This is a genomic window from Pontibacter sp. GD13, assembly GCF_058216355.1.
On record NZ_JBYZMQ010000001.1, the window covers coordinates 642,215 to 656,254 of the forward strand.

At 51.1% G+C, this 14,040-nt stretch carries 12 protein-coding genes; 6 read left to right on the forward strand and 6 right to left on the reverse strand.

Going from position 1 to position 14,040, the window contains the following annotated elements; translation table 11 throughout:
- Nucleotides 1-72 precede the first annotated feature (72 nt).
- Nucleotides 73-1,326, forward strand: a complete 1,254-nt coding sequence (locus AC4BAN_RS02570) for an MFS transporter (RefSeq protein WP_490562793.1) — start codon at nucleotides 73-75, stop codon at nucleotides 1,324-1,326.
- A gap of 73 nt (nucleotides 1,327-1,399) precedes the next feature.
- Here AC4BAN_RS02570 and AC4BAN_RS02575 read toward each other — a convergent pair whose 3' ends face one another.
- The 4 genes from AC4BAN_RS02575 to AC4BAN_RS02590 are packed head-to-tail and all read right to left on the reverse strand — an operon-like array spanning nucleotide 1,400 to nucleotide 3,610.
- On the reverse strand, nucleotides 1,400-1,819 hold the full coding sequence (locus AC4BAN_RS02575; protein WP_490562794.1) for a response regulator: 420 nt from the start codon (nucleotides 1,817-1,819) through the stop codon (nucleotides 1,400-1,402).
- A gap of 26 nt (nucleotides 1,820-1,845) precedes the next feature.
- Nucleotides 1,846-2,619: a sensor histidine kinase gene (locus AC4BAN_RS02580; RefSeq protein WP_490562795.1), complete on the reverse strand. Its 774-nt coding sequence runs from the start codon at nucleotides 2,617-2,619 to the stop codon at nucleotides 1,846-1,848.
- A complete protein-coding gene (locus AC4BAN_RS02585) occupies nucleotides 2,616-3,281 on the reverse strand; it encodes a hypothetical protein (RefSeq protein WP_490562796.1) in 666 nt (221 codons plus the stop codon). The genes AC4BAN_RS02580 and AC4BAN_RS02585 overlap by 4 nt, the downstream gene beginning before the upstream one ends.
- Nucleotides 3,281-3,610: a hypothetical protein gene (locus AC4BAN_RS02590; RefSeq protein ID WP_490562797.1), complete on the reverse strand. Its 330-nt coding sequence runs from the start codon at nucleotides 3,608-3,610 to the stop codon at nucleotides 3,281-3,283. The genes AC4BAN_RS02585 and AC4BAN_RS02590 overlap by 1 nt, the downstream gene beginning before the upstream one ends.
- A 155-nt stretch (nucleotides 3,611-3,765) precedes the next feature.
- On the opposite strand from AC4BAN_RS02590, the gene trxA reads away from it, so the two are divergent.
- Nucleotides 3,766-4,110: a thioredoxin gene (trxA, locus tag AC4BAN_RS02595; RefSeq protein ID WP_490562798.1), complete on the forward strand. Its 345-nt coding sequence runs from the start codon at nucleotides 3,766-3,768 to the stop codon at nucleotides 4,108-4,110.
- A gap of 44 nt (nucleotides 4,111-4,154) precedes the next feature.
- Here trxA and AC4BAN_RS02600 read toward each other — a convergent pair whose 3' ends face one another.
- Nucleotides 4,155-5,531, reverse strand: coding sequence for a sensor histidine kinase (locus AC4BAN_RS02600; protein ID WP_490562799.1), 1,377 nt, complete (start codon nucleotides 5,529-5,531; stop codon nucleotides 4,155-4,157).
- Nucleotides 5,521-6,903 (reverse strand): sigma-54-dependent transcriptional regulator, encoded by a 1,383-nt coding sequence (locus AC4BAN_RS02605; protein WP_490562800.1) that lies wholly within the window; start codon nucleotides 6,901-6,903, stop codon nucleotides 5,521-5,523. Before AC4BAN_RS02605 ends, AC4BAN_RS02600 begins: the two co-directional genes overlap by 11 nt.
- A gap of 304 nt (nucleotides 6,904-7,207) precedes the next feature.
- Between AC4BAN_RS02605 and AC4BAN_RS02610 the strand changes: the two genes are divergently transcribed.
- The 4 genes from AC4BAN_RS02610 to AC4BAN_RS02625 all read left to right on the forward strand — a co-directional run bounded on the left by AC4BAN_RS02610 (nucleotide 7,208) and on the right by AC4BAN_RS02625 (nucleotide 13,743).
- The gene (locus tag AC4BAN_RS02610) at nucleotides 7,208-8,458 is read left to right on the forward strand and encodes an efflux RND transporter periplasmic adaptor subunit (RefSeq protein ID WP_490562801.1); all 1,251 of its coding nucleotides are present in this window, start codon (nucleotides 7,208-7,210) and stop codon (nucleotides 8,456-8,458) included.
- Nucleotides 8,459-8,535: 77 nt separating this feature from the next.
- A complete protein-coding gene (locus AC4BAN_RS02615; RefSeq protein WP_490562986.1) occupies nucleotides 8,536-9,237 on the forward strand; it encodes an ABC transporter ATP-binding protein in 702 nt (233 codons plus the stop codon).
- Nucleotides 9,218-11,614 carry an ABC transporter permease gene (locus tag AC4BAN_RS02620; RefSeq protein ID WP_490562802.1) on the forward strand — a complete coding sequence of 799 codons (2,397 nt, stop codon included), beginning with the start codon at nucleotides 9,218-9,220 and terminating at the stop codon, nucleotides 11,612-11,614. Before AC4BAN_RS02615 ends, AC4BAN_RS02620 begins: the two co-directional genes overlap by 20 nt.
- A gap of 257 nt (nucleotides 11,615-11,871) precedes the next feature.
- On the forward strand, nucleotides 11,872-13,743 hold the full coding sequence (locus tag AC4BAN_RS02625) for a M61 family metallopeptidase (protein WP_490562803.1): 1,872 nt from the start codon (nucleotides 11,872-11,874) through the stop codon (nucleotides 13,741-13,743).
- Nucleotides 13,744-14,040 lie beyond the last annotated feature (297 nt).

The window sequence follows — 14,040 nt, forward strand, 5'->3', positions numbered from 1 at the left end:
TGTTCCAGTAAATTAGCGCTTGAATCTCCTGCGGATATGCGTACTTTTGTCGGCGTTTTTGAGGCAAACTAAATGAGTACACCCGAGGATCGAACCATAGACTTAATAGCAGAACAAGCCGACCAGATCGTGCCCAAGCAGGTGATCCGGGAGGGCTTGTTAATTTTTTTACTGGCAGCCATTCAGTTTACGCACATGATGGATTTCGTTATCATGATGCCTCTGGGGCCGCAGCTGATGCGGGTTTTCAGCATCTCGCCGAAAGAATTCGGGCTGTTGGTTTCGGCCTACACTTTCAGTGCTGCCGCGGCAGGCTTTTTTGGTGCGCTGTTTATAGACCGTTTCGATCGGAAGCAGGCTTTGCTGGCTTTATACTTAGGTTTTTCCATCGGCACGCTGGCTTGCGCCCTCTCCCCCACTTTTGAGTTGCTACTTACCGCGCGCCTGGTGGCAGGAGCCTTTGGCGGTGTGTTAGGGGCGCTGGTCTTAGCCATCATCGGCGATGCCATACCGGAACACAGGCGGGGTGCGGCCACGGGCAAAGTTATGGCAGCCTTCTCGGTTGCTTCCATTGCCGGTATTCCGGTGGGCTTATACCTTGCCTCCGAGTCCAGCTGGCATGCCCCCTTCTTTTTACTGGCTGGGTTGAGTTTTATAATACTGATTGTCGGCTATTTCTTTTTGCCTGCCATGCGCGGCCACTTAAGCAATGCGGTGAAGGAAAACCCTTTCCTGACCCTTCAGAAAATCATAAAGTTGCCTAACCTGCAGTGGGCCATGGCCCTAACCGTGACACTGACCATGGCCGGTTTTTTTGTGGTTCCCTTTATCAGCCCCTACATGGTGGCCAACGTAGGGTTTAAAGAGGCTGAGCTGAGTTACATCTATTTGTTTGGAGGCATGGCGACGGTGTTCACCTCGCAGTGGGCCGGCAAACTGGCAGACAAGTATGGAAAGCAGCGCGTATTCGCTATTGCCGCTTTCTTTTCTATTGCCCCGATTCTGGCTATCACTAACCTGCCGCCTGTGCAGCACTATGCGGCGCTAATCGTTACAACGCTTTTCTTTATCTTTTTCGGGGCCAGGTTTGTGCCGGCCATGTCGCTGATCACCTCCAGCGTAGAGCCTAGGCTGCGTGGCAGTTTTATGAGTATCAACTCTTCGGTGCAGCAGCTAAGCGCGGGCCTGGCCTCGTTTGCAGCGGGCTATATCGTAACCGAGACCAGCTCGGGCAGACTGCTTCATTTTAACTGGGTTGGTTTTGTTGCCTGTACCATCACCCTGCTGGCCATTTGGGTGGTGCAGCATCTAAAACAGGTGGGGTAAAGCCGGCCGGCGTGCAGCTTAAAGTATATTAAAGGTACTCCCTTATGGGTAAGCATAAACCCTTTTTTGGCGCTTAGAGGTGCGGGTTGCCTTTTAAGGAATGTGAGAAAAAGCTAATGCCCTGCTTTAGGGCTTGCACCGCTTCGCGCAGTTCGTCTGGTTCGGCGCTCTTCAGCAGGTAACCGTGTACACCTTCCTGCACAAGCTTTTCAACCAATGCTTCCTCGCCGTACATGGACACGATCAGTATCTTTACCTCGGGGTACTTACTTAAAAGGTAACGGGCCGTGGCTATGCCATCTATCTCTGGCATTTCGAGGTCAAGTAGCACTACATCCGGGAGGTTCTTCTCAATTTTCTCGATCAGCTCAGCCCCATTGCCGGCGTCTGCCAATACGGTTATTTCCGGGTAGGCCTTCAGTATCTCCAGTACACCCTTTCTAAAAAGGGTGTGATCATCTGCAATAGCAATCGTAAGTGGCTGAAATTCCATGACCTTTAAAAGTATAACATGCTAATTTATGAAATCGGGACAGAAATAAATGCTTTTATCCCGTTATTCGGTGATGACTCCAGGTGAAAACTGCCATTTAACAAGGCAACCCGGGCTTGCAAACTTATCAAACCCAGACCCTGGCTGCTGCTTAACGGCTTTTGCACCATCGAAAAAGAATCAAACCCTTTTCCATTATCCTGATAGGTTATATGCAGGGTATCCGCTTCAAAGTCTAAGTTCACAGCTATTTCGGAGGCATCCGCATGCTTCAGGGTATTGCTTAACAACTCTTGCACGACACGGTATAATGAAAGCTCCACCTTTGCGTTGGTGCGCCTGTTATGGTCGTTACATACAAATTCAAACCGTATACCTGCATCAGGAGGAATAGCGCGCTTCATAGTTTCAAGGGCCATGGGTAAACCCATTTTGCTCAGCACCACCGGCATCAGGTCGTGTGAGATACGCCGCACCGTCCCGATCACCTCATCCAGCATTTTTTTAACGCCCAGGCGCTTATCTTCTGAAGCGGTATTCAACTGGTGTACATTTAGCTTCACCAAAGCCAGCATGGCGCCAACATCGTCATGCAGGTCACGGGCCACCCGTTTGCGCTCCTCCTCCTGTGCCTGCAAAGTTGCCTCTAATAACTGCCTTTGCTTTGCTTCCTGTAGTTGTCGCAGGTTTTCCTGGTGCTGCAGCATGCGCCGCTGGTACAGAAACACAAACGAAACGATTCCGATGGCCAAAGCAAGCAGCACTGGGGTAACGATCAATAAAGGTTGGAGGGTTTTCATCGGTTCGGTGCCCTCTTGAGCACAAATGCCAGGACTATCTGAAAAAATATGTTCAAAATTAGGATGATCGTGATGCAGAACCGCGCGGCATCGTAAGACTCGGCCAGTGCCGCATTAAACATGGCATATGCCATGGAGGTGCCGGCCTTAAAAATGATCATTCCGGCGCTAAGTATAAAAACCGGGTCCTGATCGAGGTAGGTGTATGTGTTATCATTCGCCTTTTTATAAAAGTACAGCACCGCTAAGCTTATCAGGAGCGCGTTCTCTACCATGCGTGGAAGCGAGTTCATTTGTGTAATGCCCTCGCCGGTATGAGCATCCCAGGCACTGAATAAAGCAAACAGCACGACTGTTACCAAAATCCCTTTTCTGATCAGCGCTTTCCTGAAACTGAAATAAAAGAGGGCGGCCAGCAACACAAATTCCAAAGGAATGTAGAGGTGACCAATCCAGATATTGTTCTGCGTTTTGAGGATCTCTACTGTAAGCTGGCTGATGATCTCGACAGAAACGATGAGCAGGACCAGCGAAAAAACCAACCTGAAAACCAGGCTCCTCTTTTTAGAGATCAGCAACAGCCCGGTTATTAGCGGAATACCAGAGCTGAGGGAAGAAGTGTTGATGAGCCAGGGATAAACCTGTCGGAGAAAAAATTCCACTATCCCTTAAACTTTCCCTTACCCGAACAGTCTGGCGGGCATATTTTAGACCCATCCACAACCATTCCTTCTTCCATGTCATTTCCTGCTGCATCGGCGCCAACCAGCACAAGTTGCTTTTGCCCCTCCTCATCAAGCGCATAATAGATTCTTATGCCCACACAACCCTCCTGTTCCAGGATCTGCTGCAGGATATCACTTCCAAAAAAATGTGCTTGGATGACGGTGCCCTCCGTACTTTCAGATGCGTGGGTGCGATAGGCCTCCGTCCAGGCGGCTGCTCGGTTCAGCTTGATAACTTCACCTTCAGTTCCATCAAACTCTGCCATCTTCTTTATCAGGTTATAAAGTTCCTACTGCTAAATATATAGAAACTTATATTTATATAAAAAAGAATTTTATAAGTCGTGCTCCTTCACCTCGGCATAATTCCTTTAAAATTACATTCCGGCTCACCAAAAGTCTACACGACAAAATTTAAAAAATGCCGTACAAGACTAATGTTCATTCTACATATACTCCTATGGCTAAAAAATCATTTCAGGAAATCATCAATAGTCCGGGCATGCCTGTACTTGTCGATTTTTATGCAGACTGGTGCGGCCCTTGCAAAACCATGAACCCAATCATTCAGCAAGTAGCCAGCCAGTATAACGGCAAGCTGAAGGTGGTGAAGATAAATATCGACAGCAACCAGGCCGCTGCATCGCAGTTTCGGGTGCAGGGCGTGCCCACGTTCATTCTCTTTCAGAAAGGGCAGCAAGTATGGCGCCAGTCCGGGGCCATGCCGGTACAGCAGCTGACTAAGGTTATCCAGCAATACCTGTAAGCAAAAGGTGGCAGTCCTTTAAAACGTGCCCTCCCTTACACCTCCTATCCCCTCGCCGTTTTTAACCTCAGGGTGAAAGTGGTTTCGCCGGGCTGTGTGTGCACCCGAATGCTCCCGCCATGCTGCCGCATGATTTGTTTTGAAAGGCTGAGGCCTATGCCTGAACCTTGTTTTTTGGTGGTATAGAAAGGGATGTAGATTTTGTCCAACACATCTTCCGGAATACCTGGGCCGTTGTCCGTTATATCTATCTGCAGCTTGTCTGTTTCCTGCTCCGGCAGATAGGCTACTACCTCCACACAGGGCGCTTCTGAATGCTGGCAGGCCTCCATTCCATTCTTTATCAGGTTGATCAATACTTGCTCCATCTGTTCTTCATCGGCCAGGATCAAAATATCATTGTCTGGCAAATACATTTTAAACCCAACTTTCTGTGCTTCTAACTGCGGCTTTAGTAAAGTACGCACGTTGTGCATCAAATCACCAACCTTTACGGGCAGCAACTCAGAGGCCGGCAGACGCATTAGCCGGCGGTAATCTTTCACAAACCCGAGCATGCCGGCGCTTCGGCGCTCAATGGTTTGCAGCCCCGCCTGCATGTCCTCCAGCGTTTCGGATTCAACCTCCTTCCCTTGCCGGAGCCTTTCTATCACCTCTTTGTCCAGCAAGCCGGCCACCGTAGAGGTCAAGGAGATAACCGGCGTGATGGAATTCATGATCTCATGCGTAAGAACCCGGATCACCTTTTGCCAGGTTTGCAGCTCCTGCTCCTCCATCTCTGCCTGTATGTTCTGCAGCGTTACGATCTTGATGCGCTGCCCCTGGGAAAGTAATTCGGTGGCATGCAAATTCACCTGGAGCTGCTCCTGCCCCAGCACCACGGTAACCAGCGTTTTTTCGTTGTGGCGGAGCGTGCGCAGGGCTTTTACCAGTTCCTGACTCAGGCGCTCCAGTGCCTGTATGTTCCGGAAATGGGGCACCCGAAGCAGATCTTTCGTGTTCTGGTTTACCAGTCGCACCTCGCCGTTCTCATAAAATGTGAGAATGCCTACCCCGACTTGTTCCACAATGGCCTGCAGGTAATGGTAATGTGCTTCCTGTTCAGCTTTTACCCTTGTAAATGCGTCTGACACATCGTTAAAGCTCTGGTAGAGCGCATGGTAGGAAGAACTCTTGCTTGGGGTGGCAAAGCGCTGCGTAAAATCAGAGTGGCGTATTGCCTGCAAAAAGCTGCTGATGTCGCGGTTGGTGCGCTCTACAAAATATAACAGGTCATAGAGCTGGAAACAGGCCAGTAATAGCAGGCAAAAGGCCGTTACGTACCAGTCTGTCCGGTACAGGATAAACAACTGCAACACAATGACTACAATGAGCAGCATAAGGCGCAGCAGCAGGTTCAGCCTGAAACTCTTAAAGACCATGCTTCTCTATTCTTCGGTAGAGGGCCGTGCGGGTGATGCCCAGTTCCTTGGCGGCATGGGTAATGTTGCCGGCATGCTTCACCAGTGCCTTTTGCACCATCATTTTCTCCAGTGCCTCCAGCGTATAATCATGCGCGTTAAGGTTGTGGAGCGCGGCGGTGTTTGGGGAGCCAGGCTCGCCTGGGGCCAGGTAGAAATCATCCGGATGCAGCTCATCCCCGTCGCAAAGTATAACAGCTCGTTCAATGGCGTGGTCCAGTTCCCTGATGTTGCCGGGCCAGTGGTACTCGCTTAAACGGCGTATGGTGCCCGCGCTTATCCCCAACTCAGGGCGGTTATACTTCAAGCAGTAAATTCCCAAAAAATGGTCAACCAACAGCTTGATATCCTCGCGGCGTTCGCGCAGCGGCGGAAGGTGGATCTCTACGGTATTGATGCGGTAAAGCAGGTCTTGCCGAAAGCTCCCTTCTTTCACCATCTCGTAAAGGGGCATGTTGGTGGCGCTTATGAGGCGTACATCAATAGGGCGCGGCTTGTTTGTACCTAACCGGATTACCTGCCTGCTTTGCAGCACATTTAACAACTTGGCCTGCAACGCCAGCGAAAGGTTGCCGATCTCGTCCAGAAAAAGCGTACCCCCACTGGCGGCCTCCAGGCGTCCGGCCCGGTCTTCTTTGGCATCGGTGAAGGCTCCTTTTGCATGGCCGAACAGCTCACTCTCAAAAAGCGTCTCGCTCACGGCACCGAGGTCTACCTTTTCAAAAGCCCCGTGGGCTCTTTTGGACCTGCGGTGTAAGGCCCGCGCGGCCACTTCCTTGCCCGTTCCGTTCTCGCCAAGTATGAGCACATTGGCATCTGTGGCCGACACTTTCCCAATGGTCTGGTAAACGCGTTGCATGACCGGCGAAACGCCGATGAAATCATCGAAGTGGAAGGCCGTGTGGTTGCGTTCGGCCAGTTCAGCAGTTCGTTCTTTCTCGCCGTGCTCCCGCTGGCAGGCGGTTTTTAAAATGGCAACCAGTTTCTCGTTTTGCCAGGGCTTTAGCACAAAGTCTGTCGCGCCTTCTTTCAGTGCCCGCACGGCTAACTCAATATCGCCATAGGCCGTCATGAGGATCACCATCGTTTTGGGGGAAAGCCTGGAGATCTGCTTTAGCCAGTGAAACCCTTCTTTGCTGGAGGTGGCGCCTGTACTGTAATTCATATCCAGCAGCACCAGGTCGAAATCGGTTTCCTGCAGCAAGGCCGGAATGCGGTAAGGGTCTGAGGCGGTTACAACTCTAACAAAATGCTGCTTCAGCAACAGCCTTCCTGCCAACAGTATATCCTCCTCATCATCCACTATCAATATGTTGCAAGGTGTTTTGCTCATCGCTTTTCAGGTGCTCGTTTTACTGCAATTCCTTAGTAAAAGTACGTTTTTTAAGATCAAATGCTACAACCCCTGCTAAGTATAAGCCTACGCCCTCCATCTTTAATTAAATATTTGGCTGAACCTTTCCAGCACTGTTCGTTTGCAGACACCTGTGTGTCCGCAAACGAACAACAAATCCATAAATCATTCATTACAAAACAGTTAATTGTTTGATTATCATTGTGTTATAAACAGTGGCACACTTATTGAAAATCCTATATTCAACTATGAATAAGCTATACCCATCCACTTAAAAGAATCCATGGATCGCGTTATTGAAAAGAAAAAATTCACACCTCAAAAGATCGTCCTGATCGTGGGGGGAGCTATTTTACTGATTTTAGTTCTCTATAACCTCCTGTTTGCCGGGCACGCCTCCAAATTAAATGTAGACAGCGAACGCGTTACGATTGGGCAGGTAGAACAAGGGGTATTTCAGGAATTTATTGCCGTAGATGGCTCTGTGGAGCCTCTTAACACTTTTTTTCTGGATATTACGGAAGGCGGCCGGGTAGATAAGATCTATACCGACGATGGCCGCATGGTACAGAAGGGTGACACCATCCTGAAACTTTCCAACACCACGCTTCAGATCGACTTCATGACCCGCGAGACCCAACTTTACGACCTGATGAACGAGCGCCAGAATTCAGAGATCACCATGAAGCAGGACCTGATCCGGAAGGAGAATGAGCTGGCCGAGATCGACTATAACCTGGCGCTTGCCCGGCGCAAGTATGAGCGTAACAAAATGCTGATCGCCGAGAAAGTTATATCGCAGGAGGAGTTTGAGGCCTCGCAGGATGAGTATACTTACCTTAAAAAACGCAAAACCCTGGCAGACCGCTCTGTAAAGCAAGATGCCCAACTGATGAACGATAGGCTAAAGCAACTGGATGAGTCTATTCGGCGCATGGGGGCAAACATCGACATGGCCCGCAACACGCTGAACAACCTGTACGTGGTAGCGCCTTTCACGGGGCAGCTATCTACGCTGAAAGCAGAGGTTGGGGAGTCTAAATCGCCGGGTGAGAACATCGGCCAGATAGACGACACCAACGGGTACAAGGTCAGTTCGAGAATTGATGAGCATTACATCTCAAAGGTTTACCCCGGCCAGAACGGCTCTTTCGAGTTTAATGGCAAAACGCATGCGGTTACCATAGCCAAAGTGATTCCGGAGGTGCAGAACAATACGTTTCAGGTAAATATGGAATTTAAGGATGGTGCCCCGGAAGGTATTCGCCGCGGACAAACCCTCCAGATAAAGCTAAACCTGAACAACGGGGGCGATGCTGTCCTGGTTCCGCGGGGAGGCTTCTACCAAAGCACGGGCGGCAACTGGATATTTGTGGTCGATCCGTCGGGGCAGTTCGCTGAAAAACGCAGCATTAAACTGGGCCGCCAGAACCCGAACAGTTACGAGGTGCTGGATGGCCTGCAGCCCGGCGAGCGCGTGGTGCTGTCCTCGTATGACAATTACGGCGACATAGACAGGCTGGAGCTTAAATAACCGTTCTTCATTAGCACACGCGCAACTGAAGTATAGATTAATCAGATATTAAAACGACATAGAACATGGAAGAACTTATAATTGAAACAAGGAACCTACAGAAAAAATACGTTACAGACACCGTAGAGACCACCGCCCTGGCAGGCGTTGACCTGAACATAAAAAGAGGCGAGTTCGTGGCCATTATGGGTCCCTCGGGCTGCGGCAAGTCAACCTTGCTAAATATTCTGGGCATGCTAGACTCCCCAAGCGATGGCACTTTTAAGTTCCTGGGGCAGGATATCAGCCGTGCCACCGAGCGCCAGCGCGCCACCTTGCGGAAAGAGAACCTGGGCTTTGTGTTCCAGAGCTTTAACCTGATCGATGAACTGACGGTGGAGGAGAACATCGCCCTGCCGCTTGCCTACCTGGGCGTTTCCAAAGCTGACACCAGCCGGCGCACACAGGAGGCGATGGAGCGCATGGGCATTGCCCACCGGCGGAGCCATTTCCCCCAGCAGCTTTCGGGGGGCCAGCAGCAACGGGTAGCCATAGCCCGCGCCACTGTTTCGAACCCGGCGCTCATCCTGGCCGATGAGCCGACGGGTAACCTCGACTCAGTACATGGCCGCGAAGTTATGTCGCTGCTTTCGGAGCTGAACGATGCCGGTACCACGGTGGTCATGGTCACGCACTCCCCTTCCGATGCCGAGTACGCCCACCGCATTGTTAACTTATTTGACGGGCAGATCGTGACGGAAAATATTAACGCGAAACGTCATGCTACAGAACTACTTTAAGATAGCGCTCCGCAATTTATTCAGGCACAAGATCTACTCGGCCATTAACATTGCCGGCCTGGCTATCGGGGTAGCCTCCTGCATCCTTATCTTTTTGTATGTGAAGGATGAGCTAAGTTACGAGGAGCATTTTGATAAGGCTGACCGCATTGTTCGCCTGGTGGGTGAGATAAAGTCGGAGCAGGGAGAGGAAAAATTCTCGCTCTCACCTGCGTCGCTGGCACCCGCCCTGGTAAATGATTTTCCGGACGTGGAGCACATTACGCAACTGGCACGGGCAGGCAAACAAACGGTATGGTACAAAGACAAGCGTTTTAACGAAGACAACCTGCTGTTTGCCGACAGTGCCTTTTTTAAGGTGTTTAACTACGAAATGCTGGCAGGTAACCCGGCCTCTGTGCTGAGTGCACCCCATACGGTGGTGTTGAGCGAGCAGATGGCGGCCAAATACTTTGACTCCCCCACCCAGGCCATGGGGGAAGTGCTGACGTTCAGCAACGAGCCTTACCAGGTGACAGGCGTGTTTCGCGACCAAGGCCACTCCCATATAATAGCCAATGCCTTTATTTCGAGAAGCACGCTGGACGCCCGCCTGAACGATGAGTTGCGCACTAACCAATGGTTCGCCCTGAACCGCTATACTTACGTGCTGCTGCGCGGCCCGGAGGAATTCAAGCCTTTTCAGGATAAAATGGATGCGTTTGCGGAACGGCACGTGAACCCGTGGATAAAAGAGAATGAGCTGACGGGCACCATGCGCTTTGTGGTGCAGCCCCTTAAAACCATACACTTCGACACCAGGTATGCAGCCGACCTGAGTCCGGCAGGTAATATCTCCTATGTGTATATCTTTGCCGCTGTCGCCCTGTTTCTGTTGCTCATCGCGTGCATCAATTACATGAACCTGGCCACGGCCCGTTCTGTGAAGCGCGCCAAAGAAGTAGGCTTGCGCAAAGTGGTAGGTGCCTACCGCAGCCAGCTTGTCCGCCAGTTCCTGGGCGAGTCGCTGTTTATTACCCTCATTGCGGTGTTGCTGGCCCTGGCGCTGGTACAGATACTCATGCCCAGCTTTAACGCCCTCACCGACAAGCGCTTTACCTCTGCTTTCTTTTTACAATGGGAGTTTTTGGCCATCATCGCGGCCATTGTGCTCTTCGTGGGCGTGGTGGCGGGTAGCTACCCGGCTTTCTTTCTGTCTAACTTTAAGCCCGTCGAGGTACTGAAATCAGACAAAATGCCCCGCAGCGGCAGCGCCAACCTCAGGCGCGTGCTGGTGGTGTTGCAGTTTACCATATCGCTTGTCATGATCATAGGCACCATCGTGGTGTTCAGGCAGATGCACTTTCTGAAGAACCGTGACCTTGGGTTCAACAAAAACCAGATCATGGCCATAGACATCCCCCGAGGAGACTCCACGCTGGTGCAAGGTTTGTCCGGCATCCGGCAGGAGTTGCTGCGCAACCCCAACATCGAAATGGTCTCGAACACCAACGATATTCCGGCTGAGCGAATGTCGAAACTCCTGACCCGGGTGGAGGCTGACGGCCAGTTAGTGGAGAGGACCATGAACGTGATGTTCGTTGACTACGATTTTATACCTACCATGGGCATTCGGATGAACCAGGGCCGTAATTACGCCCGCGAGTTTAAAACAGACGAGAAAGGGGGTATTGTGGTGAATGAGGCTGCTGTGAAGTTAATGGGCTGGACGGATCCTATTGGCAAGCGCTTCCAGGTGTTTGACATTGATGCAAAAGTGATCGGGGTAACCCGGAATTTTCACGTTACCTCGTTGCACACGGAGGTAGAGCCGCTCGCTATGGTACTAACCCCTGCCTCCGACGGTTACCTGCTGGCCCGCATAAAGCCCCACGACATTGCCGGCACCGTAAGCTTTATCGAGAACAAATGGCAGGCCTATGACCCCAGGCACCCCATGGACTACTTTTTTATGGATGAACACTTTGATGCCCAGTACCGGGCGGAGGAGAAAATGCTGACCGTTTTTGGGTATTTTGCCGGCCTCACCATTTTTATTGCCTGCCTGGGTCTGTTCGGCCTGGCCTCGTTCACAGCCGAGCAACGCACCAAAGAGATCGGTATCCGCAAAGTTTTAGGGTCATCCACGGGCAGTATCGTGCTGTTACTCTCCAAGGATTTCGCGTTGCTGGTGCTGGTGGCCATACTGCTGGCCAGCGGTATCGCCTGGTATGGCATGAGCACCTGGCTACAGGGGTTTGCTTACCGCATTACCCTGAGCTGGTGGATCTTTGGCCTTGCCGGCATCATCGCCATGCTGATCGCCCTGACCACCGTAAGTTTCCAGGCACTGAAATCCGCCCTTCTGGACCCTGTAAAGGCGCTCAGAAGTCAGTAGTTTGTAAAATTTTGTTTGTGTTAGGTGAATTGCCTCAGTGGAGAATTGTGGGGAGCTGCAACCCCTGGGGCAACCCTGCACCTGGCTCCGGCAATTTACCAGCGGCATACAGCAACTTTTAAGGAGCTTAATCTATAAAAAAGGGGTTTTTGTCGAATAGGCAGGTTAAATTTGACACAGAAGGTTAAATTTAGAGTACACATTGAAAAGAAGCCGGCCAAGCGACGCTTCCGAAAACCTTCGCAACGATTTACACTATGCCAAAGCAACTGTTACTTCTTCTGGGCCTGCTCATTTGCCTGCATGCCACCGTTAATGCCAACGGGCAGGGCATGGCCGCGCAAAAGTATACTTTCACCTTAAACCTGGCTCAGGTAAAGGAGGATAAGTTGCAGGTAACGCTCCTGCCGCCGCACATAACGCAGGAGGAGATCGTGTATAACATGCCCAAAATAGTGCCAGGCACCTACTCCATATCCGACTTCGGCAAATATGTAAGCGATTTTAAGGCTTTTGACAAACAAGGCAGGCTGCTGCAGGTTACCCGCCTGGATACGAACCGCTGGAAGATCAGCAAGGCCACACAGCTTGACCACATCACCTACTGGGTAGATGACACTTTTGATGCTGCTAAGCGAGAGGATGTAGTGTTTGAGCCTGGCGGAACCAACATTGAGGAAAACCAAAATTTCCTGCTGAACACCTTTGGCTTTATCGGCTATTTCGACGGCATGAAACAAGTGCCTTATGAGCTGAACATCACCAAGCCGGAGGGTTTTTACGGCTCCACCCCCCTCAAAGCGGTTTCTGCCACGGCTACCTCAGATAAGTACCTGGTTCAAAATTACGTCGACCTCGCCGACTCCCCCCTGATGTACAACCGCCCCGACACCACGGTGCTGCAACTTGGAAACACAGAGGTATTGGTTTCGGTTTACTCCCCTTCCGGCAATGTAAAATCCGGGCCGATCGCGGCGAACGTAAAAGGCATTCTGGAGGCGCAGCGCAGCTACCTGGGCGGCACCCTGCCCGTAGAGAAGTATGCGTTCCTGATCTATGTACCCGAGAAGGTGGGCAAATCCGGCTCCTTCGGGGCACTGGAACACTCCTACTCGTCGGTATACTATTTACCCGAGATGCCCGAACAGCAATTCAGCTCCACCGTTCGCGATGTGGCAGCCCATGAATTCTTCCACATCGTAACCCCACTTAGCATACACGCTGAGGAGATCGGGAATTTCGACTACATTACCCCCAAAATGTCGAAGCACCTGTGGCTCTACGAAGGCGTAACGGAATACTTTGCCTCGCATGTGCAGGTCTACGAGGGTTTGCTGGATCTGGAAGCTTACTTAAACAAGCTGCGTGAGTACATTGCCACGTCGCGCTCTTTTTACAACGACACGCTTCCTTTTACAGAAATGAGTACCCAGGTGCTGGATCAGTATGAGAAAGAGTATGGCAATGTTTACCAGAAAGGCGCGCTGATCGGGATGGTACTCGATATAAAATTGCGCCAGCACAGCGAGGGCGCCTATGGCTTACGCGACCTAATGCAGGACCTCTCTAAAACATATGGCAAAGAAAACGCCTTTAAGGACGAGGAGTTGTTTGATAAGATAGCCACCCTGACCTATCCGGAGATCAGAACGTTTTTCACCCGGTATGTGGAGGGCCCAGAACCATTGCCCCTGGAAGAAACGCTGCAACAGGTCGGCATCAGCTACCTGCCCGAAGCAACCGAAACCATAAACTCCTACGGAGGATTCACGCCCGGATTTGACCAGGAGAACGGCAAGATAACAGTGGCGGAAACGGCGGCTTTGGATGCTTTTGGCAAACAAATGGGGTTCGAGGAAGGCGATCAGCTGCTGAAACTAAACAACATCCCAATTACGCCAATGAATATACGCGCCCTGATTGCCGACACGCTGCAGCAGATGCAGCCCGGTGAAAAGATCACCATCACGGTTGGGCGGAAAAATGGCAGGGGGAAGGTGAAGCTAAAAAAACTACAGGGGCAGGTGACCCCCATCCTGCACCAGACCGTGCATTTGTTGGTGCCCGACCCAGCGGCCACACCGGAGCAATTACAGCTTCGCGCTGCCTGGCTCAACAGCAAATACTGATACACGGCCACTAGTATAGCTAAAGCTATAATTTAACAGTTTGAAAGGCCTGCTCAGGAAGCAGGGAGGGCTAGCCTTTTGCCATGGTTTTTCTGCTCTGGTGCAGGCAACACACTAACCTAGCGGCTAATTAGTTATACTCCGCGAAGAACTGACCTATACAAAAGATGTTAAGAAGCCGAGACTGCTGGATTTATACTTGTATTTAACTTCTGTTCAATAAAAACAAGGCGCAACTGAACTTCTGCGGCGTAAATGCGAGTTCTACATCAGGCAACGCTTATGTAGGGAAGCCTG

Excerpts from the sequence above, each read along its gene's own strand:
- AC4BAN_RS02570 (WP_490562793.1), top strand. The coding sequence starts at position 73 with ATGAGTACACCCGAGGATCGAACCATAGACTTAATAGCAGAACAAGCC.
- AC4BAN_RS02575 (WP_490562794.1), bottom strand. The coding sequence starts at position 1,819 with ATGGAATTTCAGCCACTTACGATTGCTATTGCAGATGATCACACCCTT.
- AC4BAN_RS02580 (WP_490562795.1), bottom strand. The coding sequence starts at position 2,619 with ATGAAAACCCTCCAACCTTTATTGATCGTTACCCCAGTGCTGCTTGCT.
- AC4BAN_RS02590 (WP_490562797.1), bottom strand. The coding sequence starts at position 3,610 with ATGGCAGAGTTTGATGGAACTGAAGGTGAAGTTATCAAGCTGAACCGA.
- trxA (WP_490562798.1), top strand. The coding sequence starts at position 3,766 with ATGCCGTACAAGACTAATGTTCATTCTACATATACTCCTATGGCTAAA.
- AC4BAN_RS02600 (WP_490562799.1), bottom strand. The coding sequence starts at position 5,531 with ATGGTCTTTAAGAGTTTCAGGCTGAACCTGCTGCTGCGCCTTATGCTG.
- AC4BAN_RS02605 (WP_490562800.1), bottom strand. The coding sequence starts at position 6,903 with ATGAGCAAAACACCTTGCAACATATTGATAGTGGATGATGAGGAGGAT.
- AC4BAN_RS02610 (WP_490562801.1), top strand. The coding sequence starts at position 7,208 with ATGGATCGCGTTATTGAAAAGAAAAAATTCACACCTCAAAAGATCGTC.
- AC4BAN_RS02620 (WP_490562802.1), top strand. The coding sequence starts at position 9,218 with ATGCTACAGAACTACTTTAAGATAGCGCTCCGCAATTTATTCAGGCAC.
- AC4BAN_RS02625 (WP_490562803.1), top strand. The coding sequence starts at position 11,872 with ATGCCAAAGCAACTGTTACTTCTTCTGGGCCTGCTCATTTGCCTGCAT.